The following is a 16,330-nucleotide window of genomic DNA, read 5'->3' as shown; positions in this document are numbered from 1 at the left end:
TCGGTGGCTTCGCGTCTTCCTGCGAGGCAAAAAGCGCCTCTACGTCAGAAGCTCCATCCCCCTCTCATTCTGAGCGAGCCGCTTCCGCTTTTAGATATTATCCAGTTCCAGCGGCTAGAATGGTCGGTGGCTTCGCGTCTTCCTGCGAGGCAAAAAGCGCCTCTACGTCAGAAGCTCCATCCCCCTCTCATTCTGAGCGAGCCGCTTCCGCTTTTAGATATTATCCAGTTCCAGTGGCCAGCTCTTCGCATCTAAGAACCTCCCGCACGAAAGGTAAAAAGCACCTTTTGTGCGAGAGAACCTTAGCTGGTCAGAGCTAAACGGGCCACTTCCACTTTTAAACTGGCCTAACCAATTCAAATTGTTCTCCTAATTTTGCATAGTTGTGTCCTGCTAGGCGGCTTATTGGTTTGAGTCCTTCGGCGTGAATGCGCCCTTTTTCATATAGATGTTCGGCAACGTGGAAACGAACGACGCGTCCAATTAGTAGATCACAAGCTGGTGAGTCTTCCGTTCCGCCAAGTGGAATTGCACGTTCTAATACGCATTCCATTCGAATATTTGCTTCTTTTACACCTGGAACAGAGATGACTTCACTTTCGATTGGTGTTAGTTTTGCTAGTTCAATTTCACTTTCATTTGGCGGGAGATTAGCTGCTGTTTCGTTAATTGCTGCTACATATGATTCGTCAGAAATATGTACGACAAATTCTCCTTTTTCAATTGCGTTTCGGGAAGTGTCCTTTCTTTCTCCGGCTTTTCGTTGTACAGATACTGAGATAAGTGGTGGATTAGCAGCGACAATATTGAAATAACTATATGGTGCTCCGTTTAGTACGCCTTCTTTTGTTACAGAAGTAACGAATGCGACAGGACGAGGGATGATACTTCCAGTAAGTAATTTGTAATTATCTTTTTCAGTTTGTTCATTTGGATTAATGGATAACATGCTTGTAATCCCCTTTCTAAATATGAATACTTATTGTTTGTTTACAAGATAACGATGAGAAAATCCTGCTGGAAATAATATTTTGTTTCATAAAAAGAACTTACTTCAATTGTAATGAAGTAAGTTCTTTTTTCAAGAATCTCAAATTTGAGATAAAAATTAAAGTAAAACGTATGCGCCAGGTCCGATTAAAGCTACACCAACAGCGACAGCAATTAACATTAAGTTATATTCATATCCGTTTTGTGTTACCCAGTAACCATTTTTTCCGTGAACAGTGAAGATAGCCATTAACATTGTTCCAACGATAAATAATGAACCAACTACAATGAAAATACCTGATGCAAATAAGAAACCACCTAGTAATTCAGTTGCGCCAGCCATAAATGCCATAAATACACCAGGACGTAAACCGATTGACTCCATCCAGCCACCTGTTCCTTTTAAACCGTAACCGCCGAACCAACCAAATAATTTTTGAGCGCCATGACCCATGAATGTAATTCCTATAATAAGACGAATAATAAGTAGACCGAAATCCATCATTTTTAAAAACCTCCTAAAAGTTATTAACTTACCTTACGTAAGTAATAATAAGATAGTTACTTACTTTAGTCAAGTTGATTTTGAAAAAAGTTTGAATTAAATTTTACAAATTAACAACAAAAAATAAAATGTAGTAAAGACCTCTAGACAAGTTGGGCAAAAAAAGAGAAAATATAAATAGAAGTTAACTTCTAATTGTTATTCAGACAATCAGAATTGACTGGAATTTTGTGAAGCGCTACAATAAGAGTCTATTAGTAATGACGTAATTTATTTCGAAAGCGTTTTTACAGTATAATATTCGAAGTATGAAGTCTTACATGTATCCCGAGCTTTACTAGGGATTGCCCTATAAACTTTTAGGTAAATTATAAGGAGGACTATCCTATGTTTAAAAAATTATTCGGTCTTGGTTCAAAAACAAATGAAGAAACAATCGTAGCTCCATTAACTGGAGCAGTGAAAAATATTGAAGAAGTACCAGATCCAGTATTTGCTGGTCGTATGATGGGTGACGGTGTTGCAATCGATCCTACTGAAGGTGTAGTTGTATCTCCAGTTGATGGTGAAATCGTACAATTATTCCACACAAAACATGCTATCGGAATTAAAGCGAAAAACGGTACAGAAATTTTAATCCACGTTGGATTAGAAACTGTAAAAATGGAAGGCGAAGGTTTCGAAGCTCACGTTTCTGAAGGCCAAGCTGTAAAAGCTGGAGATAAATTAATCTCATTCGACTTAGAATTAATCCGTGAAAAAGCGAAAAGCACAATTACTCCAATTGTTATTACAAACACAGATGCAGCTGAGTCTATTAAGACAACTGTAGGCGTAGCAGCTACAAAAGGTTCAACAGAAGTAATGAAAGTTACAATGAAATAATTGCAATATAAGAGGAATCCGTTTCGTATGAAATGGATTCCTTATTTTGTTGCATGTTCAGCATGTATGTTAAAATACTCTAGGCACTTGGAAATAGGGTTTCACATATATGTGGATAAGGCGCATTTTTCTTAGAAAAAATATAAGAGAAATGCGCCTTTTGTATATTCACATTTCTTTTGTTCTATTCTAATGTAAGTTATGATGAATGGTAAGAAATCGAATATAGGGGTGGGTTTGAATGAAACGAGTGTTATTTGTTTGTACTGGCAATACATGTCGTAGTCCAATGGCTGAGGCGTTGCTTCGTCATCACGGAGGAGATAAGTTTGAAGTGCAATCTGCTGGTGTTTTCGCCTATCCTGGGAGCGATGCATCGGTACATGCGAAGGAAGCTTTAGCTGAAAAAGGAATTTTAATTGATCATGCGGCGCAGCAAATAAATGAAACTTTGCTTGATTGGGCTGATATTGTCGTAACGATGACAGAAAACCATAAGCAAATTGTACTTGGGCATTATCCGAGCGTTGAAAAGAAATTAAATACGTTATATGGATTAACTGAAGGTATAGGCAAGGACATTTCAGATCCATTTGGAGGCTCGCTTTCTATTTATAAAGAAACGTTAGATGAGATGGAAAAACTTGTACAAACTTTACTGAAAAAACATTCAGTAGGTTGATGTTTCGTGTATAATACGATATTGGAGATCACTTCTTCCTATGTGAGGTAGCGAGTGTGAAATGAAGATAATTGATTGAAACTTTGGAGGGGTAAAAATGAAAGTAGTAATAGCATCTGATCACGGCGGTATGAATATCCGCAAAGAACTTGTAAGTTTATTAGAAGAGTTAAATATTGAATATATTGATTTAGGTTGTGAATGTGAAGCTGGTTCTGTTGATTACCCTGACTTTGCGTTTCCAGCAGCTGAAATGGTAGCGAATGGTGAAGTAGATCGTGGTATTTTAGTTTGTGGGACAGGCATTGGTATGTCAATCGCAGCAAACAAAGTAAATGGTATCCGTTGTGCGTTAGTTCATGATACTTTCAGCGCGAAAGCAACGAGAGAGCATAATGACACTAATATGCTAGCGATGGGTGAGCGTGTAATTGGTGCTGGTCTAGCGCGTGATATCGCGAAAATCTGGTTAACAACTGACTATGAAGGTGGTCGTCACGAAAACCGCGTAGGAAAAATTAAAACATACGAAACAAAGTAATAGATTCTAACTATCAGTAGTGTGAAATATAATTTGGTGAACCAACCTGTGAAAGGAAGAGGCGTAATGACAGAAATCGTAAAGGTAAGAGAACAGCTACAAATGTCGCTTTCTGATTTCCAAGAACAAGCTTCATTACAAAGCGGTCAAATTTTTGTAGTGGGTTGTAGCACGAGCGAAGTGCTAGGCGAAAGAATTGGAACATCAGGAACGATGGAAGTAGCAGAGGCGATTTTCTCTGAGTTAAAACAATTTCAAGAGCAAACAGGTATTGAATTAGCGTTTCAATGTTGTGAGCATTTAAACCGTGCTTTAGTAGTTGAGAGAGAAGTAGCGATAAAATATCAATTTGAAATTGTAACAGTTACGCCTGTTAGATCAGCAGGTGGTGCATTGGGGACATACGCGTATCACAATTTGAAAGATCCGGTAGTAGTTGAGTTTATTAAAGCTGATGCAGGAATGGATATTGGTGATACATTTATCGGTATGCATTTAAAGCATGTAGCTGTTCCGGTTCGTACAAGTGTGAAGGCAATTGGAAGTGCGCATGTAACGATGGCCAAAACACGTGGAAAACTAATTGGTGGAGCGCGTGCTGTCTATGCGGCAGTGGAAGAGACTACCACTTGCCGTTAAATATGAGAAATTAGGAAGTCATATAGTAACTGTTTATCATAAGATAAAAGGTATGTTGTCTGACTTTATAATAGAAGAAAGAAAAGACCGATTTTCGGTCTTTTTTTTCTTTTATGATATAGAAAGTCATGTTAGAATGTAGTTGAAAACATGAAGGTTCGAAAGAATTACAACCTGAATTTTCGTTTTTTCTGAATAAATAAGAAAAAACTGTTGGGAATCGATGTAATTCGTTCAGAAAAGGGGGATTTTGGTGGATCATTTAAAACGTCAAGATGAAAAGGTATTTGCTGCAATTGAGGCAGAACTAGGAAGACAGCGTTCAAAGATTGAGTTAATTGCTTCGGAAAACTTCGTAAGTGAAGCAGTAATGGAGGCACAAGGTTCTGTTTTAACGAATAAGTATGCTGAAGGATATCCTGGAAAACGTTACTATGGTGGCTGTGAACACGTAGACGTAGTAGAAGATATCGCACGTGATCGCGTGAAAGAAATTTTCGGCGCAGAGCACGTAAATGTTCAACCACACTCTGGTGCACAAGCGAACATGGCAGTATACTTTACGATTTTAGAGCAAGGCGATACAGTACTTGGTATGAACTTATCTCATGGTGGTCACTTAACACACGGAAGCCCTGTTAACTTCAGTGGAGTACAATATAATTTCGTAGAATATGGCGTGGATGCTGACTCTCACCGTATTAATTACGATGATGTATTAGCAAAAGCGAAAGAACATAAACCAAAATTAATCGTTGCAGGTGCAAGTGCATACCCTCGTGTTATCGATTTCAAGCGATTCCGTGAGATTGCAGATGAAGTGGGCGCTTATTTAATGGTTGATATGGCACATATCGCTGGTTTAGTAGCTGCTGGTTTACACCCAAATCCAGTACCACATGCACATTTCGTTACAACGACAACACATAAAACGTTACGTGGTCCGCGTGGTGGTATGATTTTATGTGAAGAGCAATTTGCAAAACAAATTGATAAATCAATCTTCCCTGGTATTCAAGGTGGTCCACTTATGCACGTAATCGCTGCAAAAGCTGTTGCATTTGGTGAAGCACTTCAAGATGATTTCAAAACATATGCACAAAATATCATTAACAATGCGAACCGCTTAGCTGAAGGTCTTCAAAAAGAAGGACTTACACTTGTTTCTGGCGGAACAGACAATCACTTAATCTTGATTGATGTTCGTAACTTAGAAATCACAGGTAAAGTAGCAGAGCACGTATTAGATGAAGTTGGTATTACAGTGAACAAAAATACAATTCCATTTGAAACAGCAAGCCCATTTGTAACAAGTGGTGTACGTATCGGTACAGCAGCTGTAACATCTCGTGGTTTCGGTTTAGAAGAAATGGATGAAATTGCGTCACTTATTGCTTATACATTAAAAAATCATGAAAATGAAGTTGCATTAGAAGAAGTACGTAAGCGTGTAGAAGCGTTAACTAGCAAATTCACAATGTATCCAAATCTATAATAGATTGAAGAAGACTGCCGAGACTTAATTGTTTTGGCGGTCTTTTTTGTGGACATATATTATTTTTAAAGTATGTATACAAATGATGAATAAATTTTGGCGATATAATGAAGGATACAGCTCCCATAATTGGTAAAGATACTAGATAGATTCATCGTAAAATCATGATTTTGCCAAATTTGCCCTTGAATATTAGTAGCGTTTTCTTTACAATCGTAAATAGTGTAAAAAAGCGTGCAAACGCATGAATATCATCTAAAGGAGAGATTCACATGGGAAAACTGTATGTATTTGATCACCCGTTAATTCAACATAAGATTACATATATTCGCGATAAGAATACAGGTACGAAAGATTTTCGTGAATTAGTGGACGAAGTAGCAAGTTTAATGGCTTTCGAAATTACTCGCGACCTTCCACTTAAGGACATTGAAATTGAAACACCTGTAAGCAAAGCGACAACAAAAGTGATCGCTGGTAAAAAACTTGGTTTAATTCCGATTTTACGTGCAGGTTTAGGAATGGTTGATGGGATTCTGAAATTAATTCCAGCAGCAAAAGTAGGACACGTTGGTTTATACCGTGACCCTAAAACATTGCAACCGGTAGAATACTATGTGAAACTTCCAACGGATGTAGAAGAGCGTGACTTTATCGTACTAGATCCGATGCTAGCAACAGGTGGTTCTGCGGCTGAAGCAATTAACTCTCTGAAAAAGCGCGGTGCGAAACAAATTAAATTAATGTGTATCGTTGCAGCTCCAGAAGGGGTAAAAGTAGTACAAGAAGAACATCCTGATGTTGATATTTATGTAGCAGCATTAGATGAGAAATTAAATGACCACGGATATGTAGTACCAGGTCTTGGTGATGCTGGTGACCGTTTATTCGGAACGAAGTAAGACAACTGACGAGCAGGGGAGATTCCCCAGCTCGTCTTTTTTGTTGTAAGCAAGTAGGGGAGGGGGAGAGGATAAATATACATCGTATATACAACATAAGTTGCATACACCTCACATATAATATAGAAGTCTTACGTCTGAGGAACACTATATTATGGAAGAAAAGCGTTATATCTCGAAAATATAATAGTGACAAACTTGTGAACATTTCCTTCTATTATAAAGAGAAAACTGTTAGAAATTGCATATATGTAACCAGTATTTAGAAGGGGAACGTTTTCATTTTTGGGAGGAAATGCCTAATACTCAAATTTTTAGATTTTTTACGATTTCTCGTTGACACTGTTAATACCCTATTGTATGCTAACAACGGGGATAGATGGTAGGGCTTTCAGTGACAAAATTACATCTATTCCGTGACGAAAATGTAAACTTTTTGTTTTGTATAGGATTTATGCAAAAAAATGAGTTATTATTAACACATCGTGAATGAGGGTTACATATTGGAGGGATGAATCCTTGCAAAAAAACGATCGCAGCCATATAAAAGCTTATGCTTTAATGTCAGGTATTCTTGCTCAATTAGTCGGTTCTATTCTTGTTGGAATCTTTGGTGGGCAGTGGATTGATAATAAGGTTGGAACGTTTCCGTTGTTTCTTATTATAGGGTTATTACTCGGACTAGGAACAGGGGTATACGCAATGATTCGACTCATTCGACATTACTATTCGGGAGAGCAATGATGATAGACGTACATGGACTTGTCCAAAGACAAAAGAAATATATGTACTACTTGCTTGCGCTTCTAGTGCTAGGATGGGGATTTACCTCTTACAAGGATGTATTTCTTGGACTGATTATCGGGACGATTTTCAGTTTTCTTAGTTTGCGCATCATTGCACGTAGAACAGACAAGCTGCTAGATCGCGTAACAAATGGAGAAAACGTGAAGTTCAAGGCAACAGCGGTAAGTACATATTCAAGATTCGCCACGATTGGGTTATTAATTTTATTTGCAGCCAAATATCAAGAGTTAATCGCGATGTGGGGCCTAGGTGTAGGATTGCTGACAGGATACCTTGTCATGATCATAGATTTTCTTTATTTAGAGTATAAGAGCAGGGAAGAGAGGTGAATTACTAGTGGAACACGGTAAATTAGTTGAATTTCTAGGTTTAACGTTCGATTTGTCATCAGTTATGATGGTTACTGTAGCAGCAGTTATTGTTTTCTTAATCGCTGTTATCGGAACTCGCAGCTTAGCTCTTCGCCCAACCGGGATGCAAAACTTCATGGAATGGGTGTTTGACTTCGTGAAAGGGATTATCAATAGTACGATGGACTGGAAAACAGGTGGACGTTTCTTAACGCTTGGCGTTACGCTTATCATGTTTATCATCGTATCGAACTTCCTTGGTTTACCATTCATGTATTCAGCAACTGAAGCTGGCGAACATATTGCATGGTGGAGATCACCAACGTCTGATCCAGCAGTTACATTAACATTAGCCGTGATGGTAGTTACCCTCACCCATTATTATGGAATTAAGATGAAGGGTACGAAAGAGTACGTAAAAGGTTATTTCCAACCTATGAAATTCTTATTCCCATTAAAGGTTATTGAGGAGTTTGCTAACACATTAACGTTAGGTCTTCGTTTATTTGGTAACATTTATGCAGGTGAGATCTTATTAGGATTACTTGCTAAGTTGGGCGGAGCATCAGTCCTTGGCGCATTAGGTGCACTTGTACCTATGTTAGCGTGGATGGGATTCAGTGTATTCGTTGGTTCAATCCAAGCATTTATTTTCGTTATGTTAACGATGGTTTATATGGCTCATAAAGTAAGCCATGACCATTAATATAATTTAAGTAAGAAAAAATTTATTTTTTTATAATACAAAGGAGGACAAATTAAATGAGTTTAGGTGTAATCGCAGCTGCAATTGCAATTGGTTTATCAGCATTAGGTGCAGGTATTGGTAACGGTCTTATCGTATCACGTACAATCGAAGGTGTTGCTCGTCAACCAGAACTAAAAGGCGCACTTCAAACAATTATGTTCATCGGGGTTGCTTTAGTTGAGGCACTTCCAATCATCGGTGTAGTTATTGCTTTCATCGTAATGAACAAATAAGGGAGACTCCCCTTACATAGATGGCGAAGAGTGTTTTTCCGAACTTTCTTCGCCATTGCTTTATGAATGAAACGTATGTCTTTTTTTTTCATATGATCAATTTAGATATTTTGAAGGGAGTGAATCCTTGTGCCAACTTTATTATTAGGTGCTGCCATTCCATTTGGAACGATTGCTTATACATTGTTCATTTTCTTACTTCTATTAGTAATGCTACGCAAATTTGCGTGGGGTCCTTTAATGGGAATTATGAAAGAACGTGAAGAGCATGTTACTAATGAAATCGACGCTGCAGAAAGAAGTAATGCTGAGGCGAAGAAGTTAGTAGAAGAACAACGTGAAATGTTAAAACAATCACGTGTTGAAGCACAAGAGTTAATCGAAAGAGCGAAAAAGCAAGCTGTAGATCAAAAAGATGTTATTGTTGCTGCTGCGAAAGAAGAAGCAGAATCAATTAAAGCATCTGCTGTACAAGAAATTCAACGCGAAAAAGAGCAAGCAATTGCTGCTTTACAAGAACAAGTTGCTTCTTTATCTGTTCAAATTGCTTCTAAAGTAATTGAAAAAGAATTAAAAGAAGAAGATCAAGTGAAGTTAATTCGCGATTATATTAAAGAAGTAGGAGAAGCGCGATGAGCAATGGGATTGTAGCAAAACGTTATGCTGTCGCTCTTTTTAAAATTGCTAAAGAAAAACACGTATTAGAAATGTTTGAAGAGGAATTACGCCTTGTACAAAACGTTTATGTAAAGAACGGAGAACTACATAGCTTTTTAACGCAACCGAACATTTCAAAGGAACAAAAGAAAACGTTTCTTGCAAACGTATTCGGATCTGTTTCTGAATCTATTTTAAATACGTTATATATTTTAATTGATAACAAACGCATTGATATCTTACCTGAAATTGCAGATGAATATGTTGTTCTTGCTAATGAAGAACGTAACGTAGCGGACGCAACTGTATATTCTACTCGTCTTCTATCAGAAGAAGAGAAGCTTAACATTGCAGAAGCATTTGCGAAGAGAACAGGAAAAGATGCAATTCGCGTGAAAAATGTTGTAGATGAAGATTTACTAGGCGGAATTAAAGTACGTATTGGAAATCGCATTTATGACGGAAGTTTACAAGGAAAATTAGCACGTATTCAGCGTGAATTAATGAAGAATAGATAGGGGTGAAGCACATGAGCATCAGAGCTGAAGAAATTAGCGCACTGATAAAGCAACAAATCGAGAACTATCAGTCTGAAATCGAAGTTAGTGATGTTGGTACAGTTATCCAAGTTGGTGACGGTATCGCGCGTGCTCATGGTCTTGATAACGTTATGGCTGGTGAACTTGTAGAGTTCTCTAACGGCGTTATGGGACTAGCACAAAACTTAGAGGAAAATAACGTAGGTATTATCATTTTAGGACCTTACACAGAAATTCGTGAAGGTGACGAAGTTCGTCGTACTGGTCGCATCATGCAAGTACCGGTAGGAAAAGAACTAATTGGTCGTGTTGTAAACCCATTAGGTCAACCAGTTGATGGTTTAGGCCCAATCAATACAACAAACACTCGTCCAATTGAAAGTCCAGCACCAGGTGTAATGGATCGTAAATCTGTTCATGAGCCACTTCAAACAGGTATTAAAGCGATCGATGCTCTTGTACCAATTGGCCGTGGTCAACGTGAGTTAATCATTGGTGACCGTCAAACTGGTAAAACAGCAGTTGCACTTGATACAATCATTAACCAAAAAGATGAAGATATGATTTGTATCTACGTAGCAATTGGACAAAAAGAATCAACTGTACGTAACGTAGTAGAAACACTACGTAAGCACGGTGCATTAGAGTACACAATCGTTGTAACTGCATCTGCTTCTCAACCAGCTCCATTATTATACCTAGCTCCTTACGCTGGTGTAACAATGGGTGAAGAGTTCATGTACAATGGTAAACACGTATTAGTAGTATATGATGACTTATCAAAACAAGCAGCGGCTTACCGTGAGCTGTCATTACTATTACGTCGTCCTCCAGGTCGTGAAGCTTACCCAGGGGATGTATTCTACTTACATTCTCGCTTATTAGAGCGTGCAGCAAAATTAAGTGATGCAAAAGGCGGCGGTTCTTTAACTGCACTACCTTTCATCGAAACACAAGCAGGGGACGTATCAGCATACATCCCAACAAACGTAATTTCTATTACGGATGGACAAATCTTCTTACAATCTGACCTATTCTTCTCTGGCGTACGTCCAGCGATCGATGCGGGTACTTCTGTATCTCGTGTAGGTGGATCTGCTCAGATTAAAGCAATGAGTAAAGTATCAGGTACACTTCGTCTTGACCTTGCATCTTACCGTGAGTTAGAAGCGTTCGCTCAGTTCGGTTCTGACCTTGATAAAGCAACTCAAGCGAAATTAAACCGTGGTGCTCGTACTGTTGAGGTATTAAAACAAGGATTACACAAACCATTACGTGTAGAGAAACAAGTTATCATTCTTTACGCTTTAACACGTGGATTCCTAGATGATATCCCAGTAGTAGATATCACTCGTTTTGAAGAAGAATTCCATGCTTGGTTAGATTCTAATGCGACTGACTTATTAGAAGAAATCCGCACAACTAAGAAACTTGCGGATGACGACAAATTTGCAGCAGCAATCAATGGATTTAAAAAAGTATTTGTAGCTTCTGAATAATAATAAAAAGTGAAGCCGACTGTTCAGCCCCATCGGCTAAGGTTCTTTCTCACAGAAGGTGCTTTTTACCTTCTTGTGGGGAAGGTTCTTAGACGAAAGGGGCTAGGAGGCGGAACTAGATTAATAAAAGCGGAAGCGGCTCGTTGTGAATGTGAGGGGGATGGAGCTTCTGACGAAGAGGCGGTGTTTGCCTCGTAGGAAGAAGTGAAGCCACCGAGCATTCAAGCCGCTGGAGCTAGATAGTATATATAAAAGGCATCTCGGGCTCTGAGATTGCTAAAGGTCATGTAAAGGAAAAGAGTAGGTGCACCTATTCTTTTCCTTCAATCATGAGCAAGAATATCTTGCAACGTAGATTAGGAAGAGGATTCTTACTAATCGTGCCAACTTCCGGAAAAAAGGTGGTGAAAACCTGTGGCATCTTTACGCGATATAAAAGCGAAGATTAACTCGACAAAGAAAACGAGTCAAATTACGAAAGCGATGGAGATGGTATCTGCATCTAAGTTAAACCGTGCAGAGCAAAATGCTAAATCTTTCGTTCCGTATATGGAAAAGATTCAAGAAGTAGTAGCGAGCATTGCGCAAGGAAGCAAAGGGATTAATCATCCAATGCTAAATGCGCGTCCTGTAAAGCGTACAGGATACATCGTTATTACGTCTGATCGCGGACTAGCAGGTGGTTATAACAGTAACGTATTACGTACAGTAAGTAACGTAATTCGTGAACGTCATAATATGGATTCAAACCAATATTCTATTATTGTGCTTGGACGACTAGGACGTGATTATTTAAAACGTCGCGGCTTTAACATTATTGATGAAGTAGTTGGATTATCTGACCACCCATCATTTACTGATATTAAAGACCTTGCTTCTCGAGCAATTGCGATGTTTGCAGATGGTGCTTATGATGAGCTGTACATCTACTACAACCATTACGTAAGTAAAATTTCACAAGAGGTAACGGAAAATAAAATTTTACCGCTTACTGATGTGGCGTCTGACAAACCGACGACAGCTTATGAATTCGAACCTTCTGAAGAAGAAATTTTAAAAGTACTATTGCCACAATACGCAGAAAGCTTAGTGTACGGTGCATTACTAGACGGTAAAGCAAGTGAACACGCAGCGCGTATGACAGCAATGAAGAGTGCTACAGACAACGCAATGGAAGTTATCGATTCACTTACACTTTCATTCAACCGTGCGCGTCAGGCAGCGATTACGCAAGAAATTACGGAAATCGTTGGTGGAGCAGCAGCGTTAGAATAGTATTAAAAGGCGGAAGCGGCTCTGTCAAAAGAGTCGCGTAAGCTATAAACCAATAAAAAATTAAAAGCTAGCTGCTCGTAGAAAGTTGGCTAATTAAAAGAAAGCTAGGAGGGAACCCGATGAATAAAGGGCGCGTTACGCAAATCATGGGTCCGGTTGTAGACGTTAAGTTTGATGGCGGAAAGCTACCAGAAATCTACAACGCCCTTACGGTAAAACAAAGCAACGAAAACGGAAGTATTAACTTAACATTTGAAGTTGCACTTCATTTAGGTGATGATACAGTTCGTACAGTTGCAATGTCTTCCACAGATGGACTTGTTCGTGGCACAGAAGTAGAAGATACTGGTAAACCAATCTCTGTACCAGTTGGTGATGTAACACTTGGTCGCGTATTTAACGTATTAGGTGATGCAATTGACTTAGATGGTGAGGTTCCTGCAGATGTACATCGTGATCCAATTCACCGTCAAGCACCTGCATTCGAAGAATTATCTACTAAAGTAGAAATTCTTGAAACTGGTATTAAAGTAGTAGACTTACTTGCTCCTTACATTAAGGGTGGTAAGATCGGCCTATTCGGTGGTGCCGGCGTAGGTAAAACAGTATTAATTCAGGAATTAATTAACAACATCGCACAAGAGCACGGTGGTATCTCTGTATTCGCTGGTGTAGGTGAGCGTACTCGTGAGGGTAATGACTTATACCACGAAATGAGCGATTCTGGCGTAATCAAGAAAACTGCGATGGTATTCGGACAAATGAACGAGCCACCTGGAGCACGTCAACGTGTTGCATTAACAGGTTTAACAATGGCTGAGCATTTCCGTGATGAGCAAGGACAAGACGTACTTCTGTTCATCGATAACATCTTCCGTTTCACGCAAGCGGGTTCTGAAGTATCTGCCCTTCTTGGTCGTATGCCATCTGCGGTAGGTTACCAACCAACACTTGCAACAGAAATGGGTCAATTACAAGAGCGTATTACATCTACAAATAAAGGGTCTATCACGTCTATCCAAGCGGTATATGTACCAGCCGATGACTATACTGACCCAGCACCAGCTACAACGTTCGCTCACTTAGATGCAACAACAAACTTAGAGCGTCGTTTAACGCAAATGGGTATTTACCCAGCCGTAGATCCATTAGCATCTACATCTCGTGCACTTTCTCCAGAAATCGTAGGAGAAGAACATTATGAAGTAGCTCGTCAAGTACAGCAAACTTTACAACGTTATAAAGAGCTTCAAGATATCATCGCTATCTTAGGTATGGATGAGTTATCTGAAGAAGATAAGTTAGTTGTACATCGTGCTCGTCGTATTCAATTCTTCTTATCTCAAAACTTCCACGTAGCTGAGCAGTTTACAGGTCAAAAAGGTTCTTACGTACCTGTAAAGAATACAGTTAGTGGTTTCAAAGAAATTCTAGAAGGAAAATATGATGACCTTCCAGAAGATGCATTCCGCTTAGTAGGTGGCATTGAAGAAGTTATTGAAAACGCGAAGAAAATGATGGCGTAAGGCCTTAGGAGGGACGAAGTATGAAGACATTTCCAGTCAGTATTGTAACTCCTGATGGACCGGTTTACGAAAAAGAAGTAGAAATGGTAAGTGTAAAAGCAGAGAGTGGGGAAATGGGGATCTTACCAGGTCACATTCCAACTGTTGCACCATTAAAAATTAGTGCAGTTCGTCTGAAAAATGGTGGACACACTGATTATGTAGCAGTAAGCGGTGGCTTTATCGAAGTTCGTCCAGATAAAGTGACTGTATTATCATCATCTGCTGAAGAAGCAAACCATATCGATATCCATCGCGCAAATGAAGCGAAGCGTCGCGCTGAGCAACGTCTGCAAGATAAACAAGCACATGTTGACTTTAAACGTGCAGAAATGGCATTACAACGTGCCGTGAACCGTTTAAACGTTTCCGATATGAAGTGAAAAAATCCGTAAGGGCTTTGCCTTTACGGATTTTTTTTGTGTATTTTATGGATAATTTTACAAAACTGGTATAATTATATTGATGCTTGTATAAGTAGAAGTGTACAACAATTTATATTTCATAAAGGGGATGAATCAATGATTGGTGAAATGAAGCGAGAAGCATTGTACTCTTTAAAGGGAAAATGGGGACTAGGTGTTGGATCAACAATTTTATATTTTATTTTAAGTTATGTTGTTTCGATGGCTGCAATGCTTATACTATTAATTCCAGGAATTATTATATTTCTCTTATTTGCTGGTTTAGTAGGTTCACTTGAAGGGCAAACAATATCAAATGGAGCAAGTGTTACATTCGGGATGTTTTATTGCATTATGATAATTTTGAGTAGTGCATCCTATGGGATTACATCATACGGTTATACAAATGTATTTTTACAGATTAGTAAACGAGAAGATGCTAAAGTAGATTACTTATTCGAAGGATTTCGTGGCTTTAAAAGAATGATGAAAACAATATGGGCAATGCTTGCAATTTTATTATATACAGGTACATGGATTCCGATATTGTTAGTAGCCTTATTTGCATTTTTTGGTGAAGAAGGAAATGCGTCGTTTGCTATTGCTATCTGTGTACTACTAGCTATTTCAATCGTTGGTATGATTGTGATGTATTTTTCTTATGCACTGACGTACTATGTGATGATTGAAAATCCAGAATATAGTGTTTCGCAGGCGATGAAGGAAAGTAAGAATCTTATGAAGGGTCATAAGTTAGATTTGTTTCTTTTATGGCTGAGCTTCATAGGATGGGCTATTTTAGCGCTTCTTACTTTTGGAATAGGATTTCTTTGGCTTAGTCCGTATATGAGTACGACGACAGCACACTTTTATCGCTATATTTCAAAAGGTGAATTTCAATAGGAACATGCTATACTAATAGAATTATTGTGTATAGGAGGCGAGGCTACGCATGATTAGTGATTTAAAAGGAGAAGCACTAGATTCATTAGAAGGAAAATGGGGATTAGCTGTTGGAGCTACACTACTCATTTCAATTCTTATCACGGCTTTTAGTTTTAGTGTTGATTGGGGATTTTCTTTGATTTTCGGTTGGCAAAAAACAAATGGTTCACTTTCAACGAATATTCTTACATTTTTTGTTACTGGACCGTTAACTTTAGGTGGATATTACCTTGGTTTAAATATCCTTCGTGAAAAGCAAGCTAGTATTGGTAATGTATTCATTTGGTTTTCAGAGGGAAAGAGATTTCTAAAATCATTTTTATTATATTTATTAGTAAATCTTTATCTTTTCTTATGGACGTTATTGTTCATTATTCCAGGTATTATTAAATCATTTTCTTATGCGATGACATACTTTATTATAAACGATCATCCTGAGTATTCACTGAACCAAGCTATTACAGAAAGTCGTCGTATGATGGATGGACATAAGATGGAGTATTTCATTTTATGTTTAAGTTTTATTGGCTGGTTTATATTAAGTTGTATTACGTTAGGGATTGGATTCTTATGGTTAATTCCATATTTCTATACGACATCTGCAGCTTTTTACGAAGAGATTGCAGAAGAATATTATGAGAAAAATATTTAGCACTAAAAAACCCCCGG

At 38.4% G+C, this 16,330-nt stretch carries 21 protein-coding genes and 1 pseudogene; 20 read left to right on the top strand and 2 right to left on the bottom strand.

All coding sequences use genetic code 11. The annotated features are described in order from the left end of the window. Positions 1–255 (top strand): annotated as a pseudogene (locus ACTFR8_RS21935) (hypothetical protein); the annotation flags it as partial. Between the two features lie 82 nt (positions 256–337). Here ACTFR8_RS21935 and ACTFR8_RS21930 read toward each other — a convergent pair. Then, positions 338–949 (bottom strand): flavin reductase family protein, encoded by a 612-nt coding sequence (locus ACTFR8_RS21930; protein WP_000949055.1) that lies wholly within the window; start codon positions 947–949, stop codon positions 338–340. Between the two features lie 159 nt (positions 950–1,108). Then, positions 1,109–1,495 (bottom strand): DoxX family protein, encoded by a 387-nt coding sequence (locus ACTFR8_RS21925; protein ID WP_000968616.1) that lies wholly within the window; start codon positions 1,493–1,495, stop codon positions 1,109–1,111. Between the two features lie 387 nt (positions 1,496–1,882). Between ACTFR8_RS21925 and ACTFR8_RS21920 the strand changes: the two genes are divergently transcribed. The 19 genes from ACTFR8_RS21920 to ACTFR8_RS21830 all read left to right on the top strand — a co-directional run bounded on the left by ACTFR8_RS21920 (position 1,883) and on the right by ACTFR8_RS21830 (position 16,313). After that, a complete protein-coding gene (locus ACTFR8_RS21920; protein WP_000473665.1) occupies positions 1,883–2,380 on the top strand; it encodes a PTS sugar transporter subunit IIA in 498 nt (165 codons plus the stop codon). Between the two features lie 241 nt (positions 2,381–2,621). Further along, on the top strand, positions 2,622–3,062 hold the full coding sequence (locus ACTFR8_RS21915) for a low molecular weight protein arginine phosphatase (RefSeq protein ID WP_000832368.1): 441 nt from the start codon (positions 2,622–2,624) through the stop codon (positions 3,060–3,062). 97 nt (positions 3,063–3,159) lie between these two features. Then, positions 3,160–3,603 (top strand): ribose 5-phosphate isomerase B, encoded by a 444-nt coding sequence (gene rpiB / locus ACTFR8_RS21910; protein ID WP_000869542.1) that lies wholly within the window; start codon positions 3,160–3,162, stop codon positions 3,601–3,603. 66 nt (positions 3,604–3,669) lie between these two features. Continuing rightward, positions 3,670–4,242, top strand: coding sequence for a TIGR01440 family protein (locus ACTFR8_RS21905; RefSeq protein WP_000136376.1), 573 nt, complete (start codon positions 3,670–3,672; stop codon positions 4,240–4,242). Between the two features lie 253 nt (positions 4,243–4,495). Next, entirely contained in the window at positions 4,496–5,737 is a 1,242-nt protein-coding gene (gene glyA / locus ACTFR8_RS21900) for a serine hydroxymethyltransferase (protein WP_000349809.1), read from the top strand. Positions 5,738–6,009: 272 nt separating this feature from the next. After that, complete coding sequence (gene upp / locus ACTFR8_RS21895) at positions 6,010–6,639, top strand: uracil phosphoribosyltransferase (protein ID WP_000517539.1); 630 nt, start codon at positions 6,010–6,012, stop codon at positions 6,637–6,639. A 379-nt stretch (positions 6,640–7,018) separates the two neighbouring features. After that, positions 7,019–7,132 (top strand): DUF4024 domain-containing protein, encoded by a 114-nt coding sequence (locus ACTFR8_RS21890; protein WP_000232962.1) that lies wholly within the window; start codon positions 7,019–7,021, stop codon positions 7,130–7,132. 26 nt (positions 7,133–7,158) lie between these two features. Continuing rightward, complete coding sequence (locus ACTFR8_RS21885) at positions 7,159–7,383, top strand: AtpZ/AtpI family protein (RefSeq protein ID WP_001171223.1); 225 nt, start codon at positions 7,159–7,161, stop codon at positions 7,381–7,383. Next, positions 7,383–7,775, top strand: a complete 393-nt coding sequence (locus tag ACTFR8_RS21880) for an ATP synthase subunit I (protein ID WP_000567600.1) — start codon at positions 7,383–7,385, stop codon at positions 7,773–7,775. Before ACTFR8_RS21885 ends, ACTFR8_RS21880 begins: the two co-directional genes overlap by 1 nt. Before the next feature lie 7 nt (positions 7,776–7,782). Next, positions 7,783–8,502, top strand: coding sequence for a F0F1 ATP synthase subunit A (gene atpB / locus ACTFR8_RS21875; RefSeq protein ID WP_000399871.1), 720 nt, complete (start codon positions 7,783–7,785; stop codon positions 8,500–8,502). 56 nt (positions 8,503–8,558) lie between these two features. Beyond that, positions 8,559–8,777: a F0F1 ATP synthase subunit C gene (atpE, locus tag ACTFR8_RS21870; RefSeq protein WP_000052064.1), complete on the top strand. Its 219-nt coding sequence runs from the start codon at positions 8,559–8,561 to the stop codon at positions 8,775–8,777. Between the two features lie 129 nt (positions 8,778–8,906). Beyond that, positions 8,907–9,413, top strand: a complete 507-nt coding sequence (atpF, locus tag ACTFR8_RS21865) for a F0F1 ATP synthase subunit B (RefSeq protein WP_001142618.1) — start codon at positions 8,907–8,909, stop codon at positions 9,411–9,413. Beyond that, complete coding sequence (gene atpH / locus ACTFR8_RS21860) at positions 9,410–9,952, top strand: F0F1 ATP synthase subunit delta (RefSeq protein ID WP_000064683.1); 543 nt, start codon at positions 9,410–9,412, stop codon at positions 9,950–9,952. Before atpF ends, atpH begins: the two co-directional genes overlap by 4 nt. 11 nt (positions 9,953–9,963) lie before the next feature. After that, positions 9,964–11,472, top strand: coding sequence for a F0F1 ATP synthase subunit alpha (gene atpA / locus ACTFR8_RS21855; RefSeq protein WP_000027518.1), 1,509 nt, complete (start codon positions 9,964–9,966; stop codon positions 11,470–11,472). Positions 11,473–11,886: 414 nt separating this feature from the next. After that, on the top strand, positions 11,887–12,747 hold the full coding sequence (gene atpG, locus ACTFR8_RS21850) for a F0F1 ATP synthase subunit gamma (protein WP_000157696.1): 861 nt from the start codon (positions 11,887–11,889) through the stop codon (positions 12,745–12,747). 119 nt (positions 12,748–12,866) lie between these two features. Further along, positions 12,867–14,273, top strand: coding sequence for a F0F1 ATP synthase subunit beta (gene atpD / locus ACTFR8_RS21845; RefSeq protein WP_001032593.1), 1,407 nt, complete (start codon positions 12,867–12,869; stop codon positions 14,271–14,273). 20 nt (positions 14,274–14,293) lie between these two features. Then, a complete protein-coding gene (atpC, locus tag ACTFR8_RS21840; protein WP_000847211.1) occupies positions 14,294–14,695 on the top strand; it encodes a F0F1 ATP synthase subunit epsilon in 402 nt (133 codons plus the stop codon). A gap of 36 nt (positions 14,696–14,731) precedes the next feature. Next, positions 14,732–15,619 (top strand): DUF975 family protein, encoded by an 888-nt coding sequence (locus tag ACTFR8_RS21835; RefSeq protein WP_100619725.1) that lies wholly within the window; start codon positions 14,732–14,734, stop codon positions 15,617–15,619. 49 nt (positions 15,620–15,668) lie between these two features. Continuing rightward, complete coding sequence (locus tag ACTFR8_RS21830) at positions 15,669–16,313, top strand: DUF975 family protein (RefSeq protein ID WP_000622467.1); 645 nt, start codon at positions 15,669–15,671, stop codon at positions 16,311–16,313. The last annotated feature ends 17 nt before the right edge of the window (positions 16,314–16,330 follow it).

This window comes from Bacillus cereus group sp. MYBK15-3, from assembly GCF_051916765.1.
GTDB lineage: Bacteria > Bacillota > Bacilli > Bacillales > Bacillaceae_G > Bacillus_A > Bacillus_A cereus.
Note: the sequence above shows the minus strand (reverse complement) of the source record. Positions and strands in the feature narration are given on the sequence as shown.